Source organism: Arthrobacter senegalensis, assembly GCF_059091765.1.
On sequence record NZ_JBNHGZ010000001.1, the window covers coordinates 402,197 to 421,829 of the forward strand.

Sequence of the window (19,633 nt, forward strand, 5' to 3'; positions counted from 1 at the left end):
CTATCGCCGCACTGTCGAACGCATCAGTCGCAGTGCCACGGACAGCGACGCCATGTCGTCCTGCTCGAGCCTGTTCACTTCCTCGAACATGTCCCGGGTGCGCTTGATGTTCTCCGCGTTGGCCCGTTCCCACTCGTCGAGCCTGGCCTCGGCCTGCTCCCCTGCCGGGGTGCTTTGCATAACCGCCACGGTGATGTCCGTGACCGTCGTGTACAGGTCGTCGCGCATGGCGGCCCGGGCGAGCGACTGCCAGCGGTCCTCCCGCGGCAGCGCCGTGATCCGCTCGAGCAGGTTGTCGACGTCGAACCGGTCGTAAACCGCGTAGTAGACGCGTGCGACGGACTCGACCGGTTCGTCGATCTGCCCGGCGATGCGGGCGACGTCGAGCAAACCGAAGCTCTCGAACTGCTCGGCCCACTGCCGGGCGATCCCTGCGGGCAGCCCGCGTTCTTCGGCGGTTTCCAGCCATTCGTGCACGCGGACCAGGTCGTCGCCGCGCAGGTACTGAGCCAGGTTGTTGCGCAACGGGTCCATTTGGGGCTTGAACATCGCGACGCCTTCTGCGACCGGTGTTCCGCTGTCGACATGGTTGATATACCAACGCACTGCCCGGTCCAGCAGGCGGCGCATGTCCAGATGCACCATGCACCACAAATCCGTGGGGAAGCTGGCCGGCAACGCGTTCAACGCTTCCACGAGCTTGTCGAATTCGTAGATCTCGCGCAGCGCCACGAACGCCCGCGCCACGTCCGCTTCGGAGACGGACGTTTCCTCCATGACCCGGAAGGCGAAGGTGATGCCGCCCATGTTGATCATGTCGTTGGCAACGACGGTGGCGATGATTTCCCGGCGCAGCGGGTGGCCCGCCATATTGTCGCCGAACCGCTCGACCAGCTGGTGCGGGAAATAACCGCGCAGCACGCCGTCGAAGTACGGGTCGTCGGCCAGGTTGCTCTCGGTCAGCGCATGGGTCAGCTCGATCTTCGAGTACGCCGCCAGCACGGACAGCTCCGGAGAGGCCAGGCCCTGGCCGGCCGCGATCCGTTCGTGCAGCTCCTCGGTGGTCGGCAGCGCTTCGAGTTGCCGGTCCAGTTCGGCGTGGCTTTCCAGCCAGTCCATCAGGCGTTCGAAGCTCGGGCTCCACTCGATGATCCGCTGGCGGTCGTTGAGCAGCAGGACGTTCTGGTCGATGTTGTCCTGGATGACCAGGCGTCCGACTTCCTCGGTCATTGAATGCAGCAGGTCGGCCCGCTCCGCTACCGGCAGTTTCCCGGCGGCGACCATCTGGTCCACGAGGATCTTGATGTTGACCTCGTAGTCCGAGCAGTCCACGCCCGCGGAGTTGTCGATGGCATCGGTGTTCAGGATGATCCCCTTGCCGGCGGCTTCGATCCGGCCGCGCTGGGTCATCCCCAGGTTGCCGCCTTCGCCGATCACCTTGACCCGCAGGTCGGCGCCGTTGACGCGGATGGCGTCATTGGCCTTGTCGCCGACTTCGGCATTCGACTCGGTCGACGCCTTCACATAGGTGCCGATGCCGCCGTTGTACAGCAGGTCCACCGGCGCCTTCAGGATGGCCTGCAGCAGTTCGGGCGGACTCATGCTCGTGACCTGCGGATCGAGGCCGAGAACTTCCCGCACCTGCGCGGACAACGGGATCGACTTCACCGACCGCGGGTAGACCCCGCCGCCGGCGCTGATCAGCTTCTCGTCATAGTCCGCCCATGAGGAACGGGGCAGCTCGAACAGGCGACGGCGCTCCTGGAAGGAGGCAGCGGCGTCGGGATCCGGGTCCAGGAAGATATGCCGGTGGTCGAAGGCCGCGACCAGCCGGATGTGCTCGGAAAGCAGCATCCCGTTCCCGAAGACGTCGCCGCTCATGTCCCCGACGCCCACGACGGTGAAGTCCTCGGCCTGGGTGTCGACGCCGAGTTCGCTGAAGTGCCGCTTGACCGACTCCCACGCGCCGCGGGCGGTGATGCCCATCGCCTTGTGGTCGTAGCCGACCGAGCCTCCGGACGCGAAGGCGTCGCCGAGCCAGTGGCCGTATTCCAGCGAGATGTCGTTGGCGATGTCGGAGAAGCTTGCGGTCCCCTTGTCCGCGGCGACGACCAGGTAGGTGTCGTCGCCGTCCAGCCGGACCACCCGCTCGGGCGGCACCACGTCCTGACCGGTTGCGGACCGGACCAGGTTGTCGGTGATGTCCAGCAGGCCGCGGATGAAGGTGCGGTAGCTTTCCTGCCCCTCCGCCATCCAGGCCGCGCGGTCCACGGCGGGGTCGGGCAGCCGTTTGGCGAAGAAGCCGCCCTTGGCGCCGGTAGGCACGATGACCGCGTTCTTGACGGTCTGCGCCTTGACCAGTCCCAGGATTTCGGTGCGGAAGTCCTCCCGCCGGTCGGACCAGCGCAGTCCGCCGCGGGCCACGTCGCCGAAGCGAAGGTGGACGCCTTCCACCCGCGGCGAGTAGACCCAGATTTCGTATTTTGGCCGCGGGAACGGTGCACCCTCGATCCGCGACGGGCTGAGTTTGAAGCTGAAGTAGGGCTTGTCCTGGAAGTAGTTGGTGCGAAGCGTCGCGTCGATCAGGTTGGCCAGCGAGCGCAGCACCCGGTCCGCGTCAAGGGTGGGCACGGCTTCGAGTCCCGCCGCGAGCTCGGAGCGGGCGGCCTCGACCGCCGCCTCGCGGTCGCCTTCCAGGTCCGGATCGAAGCTGGCGTTGAACACCGCCAGCAGGGCGCGGGCCACTGCCGGGTTGGCCAGCAGCGTGTCGGAGACGAAGGCGTAGGAGACCAGGTTGCCCAGCTGCCGCAGGTAGCGGGTGTACGCGCGCAGCACCGCAACCTGGCGCCAGCCGATGCCCTCGGCCAGGACCAGCCGGTCGAAGCCGTCCGACTCGCTGCGTCCGGTGACGGCAGCGCCGAAGGCTTCCTCGAGCAGGTCGCCGGTGGCGATCGGGTCGACGCCCGCCGGATACCGGAGGCCGAAGTCGTACAGGAAGTAGTCTTGGCCGTCCGCCGTGTTGATCTCGAACGGGCGCTCGTCCAGTACCTCCAGCCCGGTGTTCTGCAGCACGGGCATGATGTTGCTCAGCGACCGGGCCTCCGGCAGGTACAGCTTCAGCCGGGCGTCGGCGGCGAGGACGTCGGCGCTGTCCTCGGGAACGTAGACGTGCAGCACCGGGGCCGCGCCGGGGTCGCCTCCCTCGTAGTTGCGGAAACGGGCGATGTCCTCGAGCGCGTCTTCCACCTCGTAGTCCACCCGGTAGCTGGGCGGGAACGCGTCCTTCCAGTTCGCCGAGAGGCGCGCAGCCTCCTCGCCGTCGAAATTGGCGCGCAGCACCTCTTCGATGCCCTCCGACCAGGACCGGGACGCCTGGGCAAGCCGGCGCTCAAGGTCGGCCGTGTCGACCTTCGGCACCGTGGAGGCACGCTTGAGGCGGATGCGGAAGAACAGCCTGGCCAGGGCGGATTCGGACATCCGCGCCTCGTAGTCGATGCTCTGCGGGTCGAAGGTGTTGCGCAGCTCCTGCTCGATCCGCAGCCGGACGGCGGTCGTGTAGCGGTCGCGCGGCAGGAACACCAGGGCCGACACGAACCTGCCGTAGGCGTCGGTGCGCAGGAACAGCCGGGTCCGGCGCCGCTCCTGCAGCCGCAGGATGCCCATCGCGGTCGCGGCCAGCTCCTCGACGTCCATCTGGAACAACTCGTCCCGCGGGTACGTTTCGAGGATCGACAGCAGGTCCTTGCCGGAGTGCGAATCGGCCGGGAAGCCGCTGTGCTGCAGCACTGCCGCGACCTTTTCCCGGGCAATCGGGACGCTCTTCACCGAACGGTTGTAGGCGCTGGTGGCGAAGAGGCCGATAAAGCGGCGCTCGCCGTCGACGTTGCCCTGCGCATCGAAGCTCTTCACGCCGATGTAGTCCAGGTATGCCGCGCGGTGCACCGTGGACCGCGAGTTCGCCTTGGTAATCACCAGCGCGCGTTTTTCCCGGGCGCGGGCACGGCCCTCTTCGGTGAGGTGCTGGACCCGCTTCGTGTCGCCGATGTGGCGCATCATGCCCAGGCCGCTGTCCTCGCGGACCAGGAGCACGTCTTCCCCGTCCTGGGTGACGAGATCGTATTCGCGGTAGCCCAGGAAGGTGAAATTCCCGTCGTCGAGCCACTCAAGCAGCTCCTTGGCCTCCTGCAGGTCGGGAATCTCCTCCGCTCCCACGACCGCATCCAGCGACGCCGCAACCTGCCGCACCTGCCGGCGCATGGCCGGCCAGTCCTCGACCGACGCCCGGACATCCGCCAGGACGCTCTTGAGGCCGGACATCAGCTCGGCGGCCTTGTCCGGCTCGATCCGCCCGGTCTCCACGGCCATCCAGGATTCGATCCGCAGGACCTGGTCGCCGCCGGTCTCAAAGGATCCCAGCTGCGGCAGTGCCGCCGTGTCGCCGCTGGAGACTCCGGCGGCGGCCGGCACCTGTTCCACGCCGGTGAGGTCGTGGCTGTCCCGGGCCCGGGTGGCTACAAAGGTGGGGTGCGTGATCATCCGGATGGCAATGCCGTGGCGCAGCAGCTCCGCGGTCACCGAATCGACCAGGAACGGCATGTCATCGGTGACGATCATGACGACGCTGGCCTCGGGTTCGTCCCGGATGGCGATCACGGGCTGCGCCGGCGGCCGGTGAACCGCCAGCTCCCGGTGCGCCAGCGCGCGGGCGCGGAGCACATCCGGACTGTAGCTCGCGGCATCCTCCGCGGCCAGGTGCTCATAGTATTTAGCGATGAATTCCTCATCGCCGGTAGCTGAGCTGGACAGATCCGCCATGCTGGATCCAGTCGACATGTAAAACGCCTCCGATAGGTGTGTCCCAACCGCGCCGTTGCGGTCCTTCGGCAAGCCTAACGCGGCGCGTTCAAAACTTCACTTTGAGCGGGCACGACGGCGGATTCCCCGCCTGGGCGGCGCCGGCCGGCTTCCGGCCAGCCCGGCGATGGCGTGCCGCAGCGCAGAGCCCGGCGCGGATTCCAACAGGACCGAGCCGCCCAGCAGGGCGGCATCGGCTGCGGCGGTATCGGACGGCAGCAGGGCGGGGACGCCGGCGGCCGGCACGAACCGTTCCCAGGCCTCCCGCAACTGTGCTTCCGGCCGGGCTCCCACCGCCGCCGCCCGAACCTTGTTGAGCACCACTTCGGCCGAGGCGGAGGGGACGGCATGCGCCAGTTCGTCCAGCGCGCGGACCAGCCGCGGCAGCCCCACCGAATCCGCGCTGCCCACGGCCAGCACCCGGTCCGCCGCCTCCAGCACCCGCAATGTGGCACCATTGCGCCGCGGCGCCATCGAGTCAAAGCTCAGCTCCTCGTCGTGTTCCAGCGAGAAACCGCAATCCACGACGACGGTCTCCGCCACCGCCCGCGCCACGTCCAGCACCGCCCCGAGCGCCGACGGCCTCAGCTCGGTCCACCGGTCCACCCTCGTAATCCCGGTCAGCACCAGCATCGAGGTTCCGGCCACGGCTACCTTCAGGCAGACCCGTTCCAGGGCCGGGCTGTCCAGCACGCCCTGGTCCGCCAGCCGGCAGGCGTGGGCAAGTGCGGCAGATTCATCGAGCAGGCCAAGGAACGCGGCGACGCTGGCCCCGTAGGTATCCGCATCCATCAGCAGGGTCCGCCGGCCGGCGGCGGCGTATTCGGCGGCGAGGTTGACCGCCACGGTGGTGCGTCCCGGCGCCCCGGCCGGACCCCACACCGCGACGAGTTCACCCTTGGCCCCTGCAGGTACCGGCGGTTCAACTGCAGCGGCGTGCGGCCGCAGGGACCGGGCGGGGTCGGCCAGCCCCGCCCGTCCCGGGACGGCGGCTCCTGCTGCCGCTTTGGCCGCCGTCAGCGAGCGCAGCTGCGCGACGGACTCGGCCACCAGTGCTGCCAGGGCCACGGGCTCAACGGTTGCGGCACCCGTGCGGATGCCGAGCGCTTCGAGCCGGAGGCGTTCCCCGCCGTCGTCGGTCAACGCCACCACCGACACCTCGGCGCCGTGCAGCCGCTCCAGCACGCTGCCGTCGAGCTCCCTCGTCCGGCCCGCCACGATGGCCGCCCGGGCCAGCCCGGACTGCGCCGCCGCCAGCAACTCCGCGAGGTCGGTGCAGCGCCGGACCACGGTGACAGGCCCATGGAGCCGTTCCAGGCCGGTCACGAAGTCGGCGGCCGCCGTTCCCAGCGTGACGACCGGCAGACTCATGGAGTACCGGCCGGGTTGAGTACCACGTTGATGCGTGCCCCGTTGGCGAGGGCATGCAGCAGCGCCGGCATGGTGTCATCCCCCACCAGGACGTGCAGCCGTTCCGCCCCGGACGAGCCGAAAGCGGTGGTGGCGCGCGTCAACTGCGACACCTCGGCCGCCTCGAGCAGCCTCTCCGGCTCCTTGAAACCGTTGCGTCCGTCGGGCAGCGACACCCATACATCGACCCGGGAACCGGGACCGGCCTCCTCGGGCAACGGGCTCTCGATACTCAGGCCGATCGGTTTCCGGTCCAAGTCGTCGCCGGCACCCAGCACGGAAGCCGGCAGCAGTTCACCGCCCCGGACCAGCGCGGTGGCGACGGCATCTGCCGGCAACCCCGTTGCTGCCGGCAGATAAAGGCTGCCCGCCTCGCCCAGCCGAACGTCGACGACGACCACGTCGGCGGCGGAGATCGGTTGTCCCACCGCGATGTCCGTCCTGGCCGCCAGGACACCGGTGGTCTTATCCGCGCTGTTGACCAGCGCTGCGACTCCGGCCACCGAAGCCGCCATGAGCAGCAGCCCCACCAGCAACCGGGGATCTTTCCACGACGGGCGTTTCAACCGCTGTGCGACGGTTTTTTCTGCGATGGCAGCGCTCACGGATCTTCCTCCCCCCTTATTCCCGCGCCCAGGAGACAGCCAGGCTGCGCTCCGAGAGTCGGCCCCGAGGCCGCGGGTGGCACCATTCTGGCCGTGGCCCAGGGGAAAGGGAACCGCCGCGGTCCCCCGGGCCGGATCTGGGGAAAACTTTTCAGAACCAACGGGGCCAGTTGGACCAAACGACGTCAAACGATGCCATAATGGATGAAACCGTCCCCGCTTCGAAGGATCAGCTCATGCCGCGGTTCCTCACCCTGTCCGATGTGGCGGAGGAGTTGCAGATCTCCTCGTCGCAGACGTACGCCCTGGTTCGCAGCGGCGAACTTCCCGCCATCCAGATCGGCGGCCGGGGCCAATGGCGCGTCGAGCAGGTCATGCTCGACCAGTACATCCAGGACAAGTACGCCCAGACGCGGCGGCTGATCGAAGAGGCCAAGTCCACCACGGAATGAGCATTCAGTCCGGGCTGCGCGACACGAGGGCCGCAATGGCCGCGAAGGGCACTGTGTAGACCGACCGGACATTTGCCGCGCGCCTGTCCTCGCCCGACGGCACCGCCGCGAGGTCGAAGGAGTCCGCCCCGACCCTGTCGACCACCCCCTCGGCCGCCGGGATGCCGGGGCCGCCCGACAGGTAGACCGCGACCGGTGAGCGGTCGCGGCCAAGGGCACGCAGGGCGGATCCGAGCCCGAGCCGACGCGCCCCGGTCGAGTCGGCAACCGCATGCCGGCCCATTCCTTCGAGCAGTTGGACAGCGGCCAACGGCAGGAGCACGCTCCGCACTCCCTCGGTAAGCACCAACCAGGTTGATCCGACATGGGCCAGCGTCCCCTCGAACCTGAGGTCTGCGCCTGCACGGACGCGCAACCTGCTGCCCAGCTGCCCCCGAAGCCGGTCGGCCAGACCCACCGCGGCCAGCTCGATCCGGGCGCGCTCGTTTACCTCCGCTTCCAGCTCCAGCCGGTCTGCGGCGTGTAGCTGGGTCTCCAAATCGGCAAACAGGGCGTCCCAACGCATGGCGCCAGCCTAGGAACCTGCACCACATACCGTCAACGGAAAACCGACTGCTTTACAACAAGTGTTTGAAGCTGCCACTATTGGAAAACAAACAGCACTAAACATAACCAAACTACATCAAACGGCAGTAACACGTTTCTCTCCGGAGGCGCTTCCCATGCTCAGAACCACCGCCGATCTGGCAACCACAGGGCTGGTGACGGCTTGCGCCGCCGTGCTGGTGCTCGCCGGGAGGGAGCTGGCCACCGGCGCCGCGTGGCCTTCGCAGAACTATCAGGACCTGCTGGCGCTCCTGTCGATCGGAGCCGGCGCGGCCGTGCTCTGTTGGTTGCTCCTGGGCATGGCGGCAGCGGCGGCCTGCGCGGTGCTGGCCAGGACCGGCCACAGCCGCCTGGCGGCCCGGTCGGCCGCGTGGAGTCCCGCGTTCCTGCGGCGCTTGGCGGGCGCCGTCGTCGGCCTCAATCTGGTGGTGGTCGCGGGCGCCCATGGGGCGGCCGCAACGCGTCCGGCCGAAGCCGCGGCCGGGACCGGTGCGTCCAGCGCCGCCGTGGTGGATCCCCGATGGCAGCCGGACGGCCTGGCCGGTCCGGAAAACCCTCCGGTGGACCCCTCCTGGAAGCCCGCTCCCCCGGCCGCGGCCCCGGGCGCCGTCGCCAAGCCGCCAACCCGGGAAGCCTCCGACGCACCCCGGCTGGTTACCGTCACCGCCGGCGATTCCCTCTGGCAGCTCGCGGCCGCCGAGCTCGGTCCGCTGGCGACCGACGTGGAAATCGCCGAGCGCTGGCCGGAGTGGTATGCCGCCAACCAAACCCTCATCGGTCACGACCCCTCCCTGATCAAACCCGGGCAAACGCTCGTCGTGCCTCCGCCCGGATAGTGAAGCTTTCCGGAAGCGGCCGAGAGACGCACACGGGAGCCGTGCTGTGTGGCGCGGCTGGAAGCCAAGGCAGTACCAGTGGAAGGAAGGGCAGGACATGGACAACGTGCGACACCTCCCGGCTGTGCAGACGCCGGAGAAAGAAGCCGCGGCGAGCGCGCGCCTGGACACGCTGGCACCGGCGAGCGGGGCGCCCCGGCCCCTGACGGTACGGCGGGTCAAACCGGCCGGGCCGGACGGCTACTTTGCGCCCGTCATCCGGTTGCAGCCCAGGCGACCGGATGACACCCGCGGGACGGCCGGACCCGCCGCAGTGCCCCGTCCCGTTCCGCTGCCGGTGGGCGGGGACCCCGAGGCGGAGGCCGAACTGCTCCACGTCACGGCGATGGCCCGGTCCGTGGCGCAGGCCTGCCTGGAGGCCGTCTCCGGCATACGGCCGGTCCAACAGCTGGCCCGCTGGCTGGACCCCGCCAGCTACGAAAAGCTGGTGCACCGGGCAGACATCGCCAGGGCCCACCAGGCGCAGCTGCGTTCCGATGGCCGGGCACCGCTGCGGCTGCACCGCAGCCCGGTGGTCCGCTCCGCCCGGGTGTGCCGTGCCGCCGACAGCGCCTATGAAGCGTCGTTGGTGGTGGCCGAGACCCGCCGGATACGCGCGGTGGCGCTGCGGCTGGAGTGGATCCGCGGACTGTGGAAGGTCACGGCCCTGGAGATCGGCTGAACCCCCAAACTACTTCCGGCGCTTGCCGCTCTTGGCGGGGCGCTTGTCCCTGGCGGGCGCTGCCGCCTTGGCCGGGGCCTGGCGTTCGACCCGTGTCTCGGCTTCCCCGGATGCACTGGGCGCCGTGAACTGCAGGGCCGCCGGCCGCTGCGGAGCTTCCAGCCCGGCCGCGGTGATCTGCGGCGCCGCCGCCGCCCGGGCGTCGGCGACCCCGGGAACCGTCGCCTCGGCCGGCTGCTGAACCTGGACCTCGAGGTTGAAGAGATAGCCGATGCTCTCTTCACGGATGGACTCCATCATGGCCTGGAACATCACGAATCCCTCGCGCTGGTATTCGACCAGCGGATCGCGTTGGGCCATGGCCCGCAGTCCGATGCCCTCCTTGAGGTAATCCATCTCGTAGAGGTGCTCCTGCCACTTCCTGCCGATCACCGAGAGCACCACGCGCCGCTCCAGTTCGCGCATGGTCTCGGAGCCGAGCGTCTGCTCACGCTGGGCGTAGGCGACCTTGGCATCGGAGACAATTTCCGCGCGCAGGAAATCCGCCGTGACCCGCGAGCGCCCGCCGGCTTCCTCCAGCACCTCGTCGATCGTCAGTTCGATCGGGTAGAGCTGCTTGAGGTTGGTCCACAGCTGCTCGTAGTCCCAGTCGTCGCCATGGCCCTCAGCGGTGGCTTCGTTGACCATCGCCGTCACCACGTCCTCAAGGAAGAACGCGACCTTCTCGTGCAGGTCGTCGCCTTCCAGGATGCGCCGCCGGTCGTTGTAGATTGCCTCGCGCTGCCGGTTGAGCACGTCGTCGTACTTCAGCACGTTCTTGCGCTGCTCGGCGTTCCGGCCTTCGACCTGTGCCTGGGCGTTCTGGATGGCCTTGGAAACCATCTTGGACTCCAACGCCACGTCGTCGGGCATGCGGGAGGAGTTCATGATGCGTTCGGCCGCGCCCGAGTTGAACAGCCGCATCAGGTCATCGGTCAGGGAGAGGTAGAAGCGGGATTCGCCCGGGTCGCCCTGTCGACCGGAGCGGCCGCGGAGCTGGTTGTCGATGCGCCGTGATTCATGCCGTTCGGTGCCCAGCACGTAGAGCCCGCCGAGCTCCTTGACCTCGTCGTGCTCGGCCTGCACCGCTTTCTGCGCCGCTGCCAGGGCTGCGGGCCAGGCGGCCTCGTAGTCTTCCGGGTTCGCGGCGGGGTCCAGGCCGCGGCGTTCCAATTCGGCCACCGCGTTGAACTCGGCGTTGCCGCCGAGCATGATGTCCGTACCGCGGCCGGCCATGTTGGTGGCCACCGTGACGGCCCCCTTGCGGCCGGCCTGCGCGACGATGGCCGCTTCCCGGGCGTGGTTCTTGGCGTTGAGCACTTCGTGCCGGATGCCCTGTTTCGCCAACTGCTTGGACAGGTACTCGCTCTTCTCCACGCTGGTGGTGCCCACCAGGACCGGCTGGCCCTTTTCGTGGCGCTCGGCGATGTCCTTCACGACGGCGTCGAACTTGGCGACTTCGTTCTTGTAGATCAGGTCCGACTGGTCGATGCGGGCCATCGGCTTGTTCGTCGGGATCGGAACCACGCCGAGCTTGTAGGTGCTCATGAACTCGGCCGCTTCGGTTTCGGCGGTGCCGGTCATGCCCGAGAGCTTGCCGTAGAGGCGGAAGTAGTTCTGCAGGGTCACCGTGGCCAGCGTCTGGTTCTCGGCCTTGATCTCGACGCCCTCTTTGGCCTCGATCGCCTGGTGCATGCCTTCGTTGTAGCGCCGGCCGGCCAGGATGCGGCCGGTGTGCTCATCGACGATGAGCACCTCGCCCTTGAGCACCACGTAGTCCTTGTCCCGCTTGAACAACTCCTTGGCCTTGATGGCGTTGTTCAGGAACCCGATCAGCGGCGTATTCGCCGATTCATACAGGTTGTCGATGCCGAGGTAGTCCTCGACCTTTTCGATGCCGGATTCCAGCACGCCGACGGTACGCTTCTTCTCGTCGACTTCGTAGTCTTCGGTGTCCTTCAGCCGCATCACGACGCGCGCAAATTCGGTGTACCAACGGTTCACGTCGCCGGAGGCCTGGCCGGAAATGATCAGCGGGGTGCGGGCCTCGTCGATCAGGATCGAGTCGACTTCGTCCACGATCGCGAAGTGGTGTCCGCGCTGGACCAGTTCGTCACGGCTCCAGGCCATGTTGTCGCGCAGGTAGTCGAAGCCAAACTCGTTGTTCGTGCCGTAGGTGATGTCCGCCGCGTACTGTTCGCGGCGCGTCGCCGGGTTCTGGTTCGACAGGATGCAGCCGCTGGTCAGGCCCAGGAAGCGGTAAACACGGCCCATCAGGTCGGACTGGTATTCGGCCAGGTAGTCGTTGACCGTCACCACGTGGACGCCCTTGCCGGTGAGCGCGTTCAGGTAGGCGGGCGCGGTGGCCACCAGCGTCTTGCCTTCGCCGGTCTTCATCTCCGCGATGTTGCCCATGTGCAGGGCTGCGCCGCCCATCAGCTGGACGTCGAAGTGGCGCAGGCCGAGCGTGCGGCTGGCGGCTTCGCGGACGGCCGCGAATGCCTCCGGGAGCAGGTCGTCGAGCAGCTCGCCGTCCTGGTAGCGCTGCTTCAACGTGTCGGTTTCCCCGCGCAACTCGGCATCCGTGAGGGACTTGAAGTCCTCTTCCAGGACGTTGATCGCATCGGCGTAGCCGCGCAGCCTCTTCAGCGTCTTCTTGTCGCCGGTACGAAGCACACGCTCGAGAATCGTTGGCACTACATAGCTCCCAGTCAGTTGCGCAGAAATCTGGCTCGTTCAGTCTACGTGAGAGACGAGTCCCGCAGCGTTTTGGTTCCCGGCGGCCGTTTCGCGCTCTCACGGGCCAGGGCCGGGGCCAAACCGCCGCTCTCCTGAACCACGACGGCGTCCAGCGCCAGCCACTCGGCCATGCCGGCCAGCTCGGCTGCCAGCTCCGCGGCGGTTCCGGGCGGGGCGTCGTCTTCGGCGTGCGCAGCCCGGACCACGAGCCTGCCCGAGGCCCGGTCCGCTTTCAAGTCCACGCGGGCACACAGCCGGTCCCCCAGCAGGAACGGCAGGACGTAGTAGCCGTAGGTCCGCTTCGGCGCCGGCGTGTAGATTTCGATCCGGTAGCGAAAGCCGAACAGCCGCTCCACCCGCTGGCGTTCGAACACCAAGGAATCGAAGGGGCTCAGGAGTGCCCTGCCGGTGGCGCGGCGCGGCCGGGCCGCCTCGGCGTGCAGGTACACGTCGCCCCTCCAGCCATCCACCTGCACCGCTTCCAGCTTTCCGGCCGCCTCCAGGGTCCGCACCGCGTCGGCGGCCGCCCGCACCGGCACCCGGAAGTAGTCGGCGAAGCACTTGACGGTCCCGATGCCGTGAGCCAGCGCGGCGGCCTCGATCAGCCTCAGCATCGCCTGTTCAGGATCGGGCCGGTACTGTGCGTCGTGCGGGGCTGGCAGCACCCGCTCGGTCAGGGTGTAGAGCCGTTCGAACTGGGGAGTCCGCGCGGCGGCGCTGACCAGCCCCTGTTCGAAGAGGTCCTCCAGCACCCGCTTGACCGCGTTCCAGTTCCAGCCCCAGTCGGTCTTCGGCTGGTGCGCGTCATGGCCGATCCGGTCGGCGACCGCCCGGGCGGTCAGGCCGCGCGAGGAGGAAAGCGTGTCCAGGATCTTGGCGGTCAGGTCCTGGACGAGGACCGGGTCCATGCCGGCGGCGCCAACCCACCGGCGCCGCTGCCACTGGCGGAGGTCGGCGAAGTCCTGCGGCTTGATATAGCTGGCTTCGTGCGCCCAGTACTCCATCATGCGGCGCGGCGCTTTTCCCGCAAACCGGTGGAGGATGTCAACGTCGTAGCCGCCGAGCCTGGAGAAGAACGGCAGGTAATGCGAGCGCACCAGCACGTTCACGGAGTCAATCTGCAGCAGCCGCAGCCGGTCAAAGGTCCGGCCCACCTGCCTTGCCGTGACAAGGCCGGTGGGCCGTTCCTGAACCAAGCCCTGCGCCGCCAGCGCAATGCGGCGGGCCTGGGCCGGAGTGATGCGGGCTGTCATGCCTTCATACTAGGCAGCCGCGGCGCTGTCAGGCCTTGGCGCCCGCCGACGCGCGGTAGGCCAGCACCTCTTCGCGCGCCTTGGCTTCTTCGGCGCTGCAATCGGCGTCGAGGGTGATCACGCCGTACGTCCAGCCACGACGGCGGTAGACGACGCTGGGTGCGTTCGTCGCCTTGTCGATGAACAGGTAGAAGTCGTGTCCCACCAGTTCCATGTTGTCCACGGCATCGTCGAGAGTCATGGACGCGGCCGGGAAGACCTTGCGGCGGATCAGCACCGGTGAGTCTCCGGCGGGAACATCGTTGTCGATGTCGTAGCCGGTCCGGTCCTCGGCCTGGTCCTGGGCAGTTGCCGCAGCCAGCGCTGCTTCGTGCAGCGGCATGTCCGAGCTGGCCGGTTCCAGCGTGGCGGTGGCCTGATGGACGGCGGTCGGGGTGTGACGGCCGTGGTGGACCTTGCGGCGGTCCCGAGCGCGGCGCAGGCGCTCCAAAAGCTTGTTATAGGCAATGTCGAAAGCTGCAAACTTGTCCGCGGCCTTGGCCTCGGCGCGGACCACGCTGCCCCGTCCGAGCACGGTGAGCTCGACGGTCATCGAGCTTTCGGCATTGCGGGCATTGGCCTCTTTGGTGACTTTGGCATCAAGCCGCTGGACCTTGTCGCCCAACTGCTCGATCTTGGAGATCTTCTCCTCAGCGTACTCGCGGAACCGATCCGAAACGGACAGGTTGCGGCCGTTGATGTTGAATTCCATGGTGCCCTCCATAATTGCCTAGATGACACAACAGCGACCGAAAAGAGAAACTCCTTTCAGCCGCTGAAGACGGGTTGCCTCCCTCGCGGGAGCCCATACTTCACGTTAGATCACGGACACCTTTTATTCACCCTTTACCCACGAATATCTACAACATTTGCCGACGATGTCCGAGGGCACTCCGAGGGCCGGTGCAGCCGGCACTGCATAATCGTTACACCCCGCGTCATTCCGCGGCGCTCACGAGGGCCCGCTCGCGGCTTCCCGGCCCGCATCCCGGCCGGCGGGCCCGGCCGGGGCCGAGGCGGCTGCCAGCACCGCTCCGCCCAGGGGATGTCCGCCGGCGGCACGCAGGGCCCGGGCCAGCTCACCCATCGTGGCACCGGTGGTGAGCACGTCGTCCACCAGGAGGCAGCACCTCCCGGCGATCAGGGGTGCGTACCCCGGCGGCACGGCCATGCTGCCGGCAACGTTCCGTTGCCGCGCCGACCGGCCCAGCGACTTCTGCCCGCCCGGGGAACCCGGCCGCTGCAGGCGCCGCGCCGGGTCCACCTGGCGGACGGCGGGCAGCAACTGCAGGCCGGCCGGCAGCAGGCCTTGCCGGGCCAGGCGGGACAGCAGCAGTTGAAGCGGATCGTAGCCGCGGCGCCGGCGGGAGCTGCCGCGCGAGGGAACCGGGACCAGCACCGCCGCGGCGGGCCGGCCCGCACGTGCAGCGGCCGCGTCCAGGGCTCCGGCCAGCACGACGGCCAGCACCGGCGCCAACTCGGTCCGGCCGTGGTTCTTGAAGGCCAGCACGGCTTGGGACAGTTCACGCCGGTAGGGTCCCCCGGCGGTCACCGGCAGCGGCCGGCCTGCCTCGTCCAGCGGCAAGGAGCCGGCGTCCTGCTCCACGGCGATCGGTCGCACCGTCGAGCGCCGCAGGCGCCGCCTGCAGGCAGCGCACAGGACGTAATCCGTCGCACCGCAGGCCACGCAGTCGGTCGGCAGCAGCAGCCGGCCGAACTGGCCGGACCAGATCCGCAGCGCCTGCGCGGCCCGGCTGAAATACAGCCTGTCCAGCCGGATGCCCACGTCCGCCGTCACCTTCATCACCGTGTCCCCGCCATCCCTTCAGCCTGGCCACGCCCCCGCCCGCCCGGGGCGGCCCGGGCGCCGGCTGTGGAGTGTTCCGGTGCTGCGGCCGCTGTGGAGGCGGGGCTATCCGGGGAAGGACGGATCGATGACCAGCGGGGAATTTCGCTGCGGAGCCCAGCTGTTGCCGACGCGGATGTAGAGCATCTCGTTGGTCTGGGCGTACACGTCCTGGTCGCCGTTGCCGGCGCTGATCTCCACCATCCCCTGCAGGGGCGCGGTCCGCAGGGTGCTGCCGTCCAGGTTCAGCACCTCCGCAGTCACCGCTTGGTCGGGCGAGGCCTGCATGACGACGACGGTATCCTCGTCCGCCCAGACGCCCGAGTCCACCGGCACCGAGGGGTTCAGCCGCTTGGGGGTGGTGATGCCCCGGGGCCGGCCGTCCTGGTCGCGGACGACGCCGGCAACGTAGACCGAGGTGCTCTCGCCTTCACGGGTGGTGATGAGCGCCCTGGAACCTTCACGTGAAATCTGCAGCTCGGTCACGGTCCGCTCCGTCAGCCATTGGGCGCTGACCGCCACCGATTCGTCCGGCGCCTCGACGGAAACCGCGGAGACTTTCCCGCTGCCGTCGCCGGCCGCCGCCCAGGCCCAGCCGAAGGGATCGACGCTGGGTCCGGTGAGGTTGCTTCCGGTTGCCGCCTCCACCGCGCGGCGGTCCTCGCCGATCACGAACATCCGGTTGCGCTCGGCGGTCAGGAAGGCAAAGCGTTCCTGGTCCAGCGACATCGCCGGTTCGCGCGGGCGCAGCCGGCTGACGGACGGCAGGTCCTCCGGCTTGACCGGCCGCGATCCTTCGTAAAACACCAGTTCCTCGTCCAAAACCCCGATCTGCACGTTGCCGACCGCGGGGTCCGTCACCGCGGCTTGGAACTGGGGATCGGGGGAATTGCCCAGGTCCACTTCCCGCTGGTCCACGGTCATCTGGACGGTGGAGACGGTATTGAGCTCTCCCAGCGTCAGTTCCAGCTGCTGTTGCATCTGCTGCCGGCGCAGGAACGTGGTGCCCGTGAGGACTTCGGCCGACAGGTCCACGCTGGCAGCCCCCGATTCGATCGGTACGGCCCGCCGAACCAGCTGCGAGCCTTCCGGGAAGGCACTGATCACGGCGCCGGCCAGGTATGGCGCGGGCCCCTCCAGCATGGCAGCCACGATGGCCGCCGAGATGCCCTGCCGGTTGGCGAACCAGCGCACGTCCGGCACCGCATACGTGTACGTCGGGTCGTAGTAGTACAGGTTGAACGGGGAGAACAAGGTGCGGAAGTCCACCGTGGAGACCATGGTCCCGTCCGGAACGCTGGAGATCCGCCATTCGCCGTCCACCTGCGCCAGTTCCACCGGCAGCGATTCGGTGGCCCCTTCCTCGGCCTGGGTGCGGACGCCCGACTCGTTGATCGTGGCATCGACCTCCACCTGGAGCACGAATTCGGTTTCGGACGGCGATCCGACAATCCGCACGACGTTCCGGTACACCAGCGTCCGCTGCACCGGCTGCCATTCGCCGGCGAGGTCCGGGGCGAGGAATTCGCGCGCAATCCGGTAATCGTCCTGCGTGGCCGTGCCCGCCTGGATGAAGCCGGCGACGATCTGCTGCGGGGAGTCCCCCGGCGACGGCCCCGGCGGGTTGAAGGTGTAGCCGGTCCCCCCGGTTTCGCCCGAATCGGCCTGGACCGTGCCCACCGGCCCCGACATCGGGATGGAGGAACAGGAGACCAGCGCCAGCATGGCACAGAGCATGACGACGACGGCGCGCAGCCGGGAGGGGCGGGCAGGCTCAGCTGGGATCCGGAACACCGTTTTCCTCCTGCTGTTCGAGGAGCACATTCTCGGCCACCAGCTGGCCGTGCCACGCGGAGGCGCCGGCCGGTGGCAGCGGCAGCGGCGAATGGGTGAGCGTGCCGCCGCTGTGCCGCGGCAGCGTGAGCCGGAAGCAGGCACCGTTGCCCGGCTCGCCCCACGCCTGCAGCCAGCCGCCGTGGAGGCGGGCATCCTCGGTGGAAATCGACAGCCCCAGACCGCTGCCGCCGGTGGTCCGAGCCCGGGCCGGGTCGGCACGCCAGAAGCGGTCGAACACCCTGGAGGCTTCCATGGGCGTCATCCCGATGCCGTAGTCCCGCACCGAGACGGCCACGGCGTCCTCGGTTGCCCCGACCGTGACCTCCACCGGTTTGCCTTCGCCGTGTTCCAGCGCGTTGACAATCAGGTTGCGCAGGATGCGTTCGATCCTGCGGCGGTCCATGTCCGCGATGCAGCGCGGCTCGTGGGCAATCAGCCGCAGCTCCGACCCGCTGTTCTCCGCAAGCGGCTGGGCGGCGTCGAGTGCGGTGCGGGCGATCTCCACCAGATCGGTCGGCTCCGCGTCCAGGGCGGCAGCACCGGCGTCGAAACGGGAGATCTCCAAGAGGTCGGCGAGCAGCGCCTGGAAACGCTCCACCTGGTTGTACAGCAGTTCCGTGGAGCGGGCGTTGATGGGATCGAAGTCCCCGCGCGATTCGTACAGCACCTCCGCGGCCATGCGGACCGTGGTCAGCGGCGTCCGCAGTTCGTGCGACACATCGGACACGAACCGCTGCTGCATTTCGGACAGCGCCGCCAGCTGCGTGATCTGCTCCTGCAGGCTGTTGGCCATGTGGTTGAAGGAGGCCCCCAGCCGGGCGAGTTCGTCCTCGCCCCGGACTTCCAGCCGCTCCTGCAGTTGTCCTGCCGCCAGCTTCTCCGAGGCGATCGCTGCCTGGCTGACCGGGTGCACGACGGCGCGGGTCAGCAGCCAGACGATGCCGCCGACCAGGATCAGGAGCAGCCCGCCGCCGATCCAGAGCACCCGGTGAATGAAGTCCAGGGTCTGCTGGACCGAGGAGAGGTCGTAGATCAGGTACAGCGCATACGAATTGCCCGGCGGCAACGACACCTTGGTGCCGAATCCGATCGCCGGGACATCACTGTCGCCCACGGGCAGCGCGAGCGCCTGTCGGTACTGCCCGGTGCCGGTGGCCACCTCACGGGCCAGCCCCTCCGGAATGATGTTGGCGGTGATGGAGGTGTTCGACTGGCTGAACACGTAGAGGTTCTGGCCGCCCGGCAGCGGCGTCAGCAGGTAGTAGCGCGGCGCTTCGGCGCCGGTGCCTTCCAGCAGTTTCAGCGTGTCCGCCACCATGCTGGAGACGGTCGCCCGGTCGCTGGCAGAGGAACTCTCGAAGATTGTCTTGACCTGGGACAGCCCGCGCCGGGACTCGGCCTCCGCCTGGTTTACCCGCTCCTGGTAGAGCCCGGAGGCGATCTGGCTGGAGAGGAACGCGCCCACGCCCATGAAGGCGAAGGCGGTGAGCAGGACGGCGGCGGTCACCGTGCGGAACTGCAGCGACCGCCGCCATTTCCGGTTCAGGAACTCGCGGGCCCGCAGCGTGGCATGCCAAGCGGCCTCAGCTGCCGCCTTCAGCTTGGCTGTCCACCGGCTGAGAACCGGCTCCACTTACCCTTGGCCGGCCTTGTAACCGACGCCGCGCACCGTGAGCACCACTTCGGGGGCCTCCGGATCGCGTTCGATCTTGGAGCGCAACCGCTGGACGTGAACGTTGACCAGGCGGGTGTCTGCGGCGTGGCGGTAGCCCCAGACCTGCTCCAGCAGCAATTCGCGGGTGAAGACCTGCCAGGGTTTCCGGGCCAGGGCCACCAGCAGGTCGAATTCCAGCGGGGTGAGCGAGATCTTCTCGTCCCCGCGGTGAACCACGTGCCCGGCAACATCGATCACCACGTCGGCGATCCGCAGGGTCTCGGGCGCCCGCTGGTCGCCCGGGCGCAGGCGCGCGCGCACCCGGGCTACGAGTTCTGCCGGCTTGAACGGCTTGGGCACGTAGTCGTCGGCACCGGATTCCAGGCCCCGGACCACGTCGGAGGTGTCCGACTTGGCCGTCAGCATGACAATGGGAACATCCGATTCGCCACGGATCTGGCGGCAGACCTCGATGCCGTCCAGCCCCGGGAGCATCAGGTCGAGCAGCACCAGGTCCGGCTTGCTGCTGCGGAAGACCTCGAGGGCCTGCGCGCCGTCCGCGCAGAACACGGGATCGAATCCGTCGTTGCGCAGCACGATGCCGATCATCTCGGCCAGGGCCTCGTCGTCGTCTACGACCAGAATGCGTGCCTTCATATCTCCCTATTGTTCCCTATTCCCCTCATCCCTGACGTAACGACGCACAGGGCACACCGACACTGCGCCCACGGCGGGCCCGCGCC

The 19,633-nt window shown here is 68.4% G+C and carries 14 protein-coding genes; 3 read left to right on the plus strand and 11 right to left on the minus strand.

Going from position 1 to position 19,633, the window contains the following annotated elements; genetic code table 11:
• From AC5RVG_RS01845 to AC5RVG_RS01855, 3 genes are all read right to left on the minus strand, one after another.
• Nucleotides 1-4,833, minus strand: coding sequence for an NAD-glutamate dehydrogenase (locus AC5RVG_RS01845; RefSeq protein ID WP_494012504.1), 4,833 nt, complete (start codon nt 4,831-4,833; stop codon nt 1-3).
• A gap of 78 nt (nt 4,834-4,911) precedes the next feature.
• A complete protein-coding gene (locus AC5RVG_RS01850; protein WP_494012505.1) occupies nt 4,912-6,225 on the minus strand; it encodes a CpaE/TadZ family protein in 1,314 nt (437 codons plus the stop codon).
• A complete protein-coding gene (locus AC5RVG_RS01855) occupies nt 6,222-6,869 on the minus strand; it encodes a hypothetical protein (RefSeq protein WP_494012506.1) in 648 nt (215 codons plus the stop codon). Before AC5RVG_RS01855 ends, AC5RVG_RS01850 begins: the two co-directional genes overlap by 4 nt.
• A 236-nt stretch (nt 6,870-7,105) precedes the next feature.
• Here AC5RVG_RS01855 and AC5RVG_RS01860 point away from each other — a divergent pair, with 236 nt between their 5' ends.
• Nucleotides 7,106-7,321 (plus strand): helix-turn-helix domain-containing protein, encoded by a 216-nt coding sequence (locus tag AC5RVG_RS01860; protein WP_493979122.1) that lies wholly within the window; start codon nt 7,106-7,108, stop codon nt 7,319-7,321.
• A gap of 4 nt (nt 7,322-7,325) precedes the next feature.
• On the opposite strand, the gene AC5RVG_RS01865 is transcribed toward AC5RVG_RS01860, so the two are convergent.
• Complete coding sequence (locus tag AC5RVG_RS01865; RefSeq protein WP_494012507.1) at nt 7,326-7,886, minus strand: hypothetical protein; 561 nt, start codon at nt 7,884-7,886, stop codon at nt 7,326-7,328.
• A gap of 157 nt (nt 7,887-8,043) precedes the next feature.
• On the opposite strand from AC5RVG_RS01865, the gene AC5RVG_RS01870 reads away from it, so the two are divergent.
• Complete coding sequence (locus tag AC5RVG_RS01870; protein WP_494012508.1) at nt 8,044-8,763, plus strand: LysM peptidoglycan-binding domain-containing protein; 720 nt, start codon at nt 8,044-8,046, stop codon at nt 8,761-8,763.
• 97 nt (nt 8,764-8,860) lie between these two features.
• Entirely contained in the window at nt 8,861-9,484 is a 624-nt protein-coding gene (locus AC5RVG_RS01875; RefSeq protein ID WP_494012509.1) for an Rv3235 family protein, read from the plus strand.
• 9 nt (nt 9,485-9,493) lie between these two features.
• On the opposite strand, the gene secA is transcribed toward AC5RVG_RS01875, so the two are convergent.
• The 7 genes from secA to mtrA form a co-directional block, all read right to left on the minus strand.
• Complete coding sequence (gene secA / locus AC5RVG_RS01880) at nt 9,494-12,220, minus strand: preprotein translocase subunit SecA (protein WP_494012510.1); 2,727 nt, start codon at nt 12,218-12,220, stop codon at nt 9,494-9,496.
• Nucleotides 12,221-12,264: 44 nt separating this feature from the next.
• Nucleotides 12,265-13,515: a winged helix-turn-helix domain-containing protein gene (locus tag AC5RVG_RS01885; RefSeq protein WP_494012511.1), complete on the minus strand. Its 1,251-nt coding sequence runs from the start codon at nt 13,513-13,515 to the stop codon at nt 12,265-12,267.
• Between the two features lie 28 nt (nt 13,516-13,543).
• Nucleotides 13,544-14,266, minus strand: coding sequence for a ribosome hibernation-promoting factor, HPF/YfiA family (hpf, locus tag AC5RVG_RS01890; RefSeq protein ID WP_494000220.1), 723 nt, complete (start codon nt 14,264-14,266; stop codon nt 13,544-13,546).
• A gap of 240 nt (nt 14,267-14,506) precedes the next feature.
• Nucleotides 14,507-15,358: a ComF family protein gene (locus AC5RVG_RS01895; RefSeq protein ID WP_494012512.1), complete on the minus strand. Its 852-nt coding sequence runs from the start codon at nt 15,356-15,358 to the stop codon at nt 14,507-14,509.
• Nucleotides 15,359-15,466: 108 nt separating this feature from the next.
• Complete coding sequence (locus AC5RVG_RS01900; protein ID WP_494012513.1) at nt 15,467-17,194, minus strand: LpqB family beta-propeller domain-containing protein; 1,728 nt, start codon at nt 17,192-17,194, stop codon at nt 15,467-15,469.
• On the minus strand, nt 17,175-18,869 hold the full coding sequence (gene mtrB / locus AC5RVG_RS01905; RefSeq protein WP_494012514.1) for an MtrAB system histidine kinase MtrB: 1,695 nt from the start codon (nt 18,867-18,869) through the stop codon (nt 17,175-17,177). The genes AC5RVG_RS01900 and mtrB overlap by 20 nt, the downstream gene beginning before the upstream one ends.
• On the minus strand, nt 18,870-19,547 hold the full coding sequence (mtrA, locus tag AC5RVG_RS01910; protein ID WP_493989146.1) for an MtrAB system response regulator MtrA: 678 nt from the start codon (nt 19,545-19,547) through the stop codon (nt 18,870-18,872).
• Nucleotides 19,548-19,633: the final 86 nt, after the last annotated feature.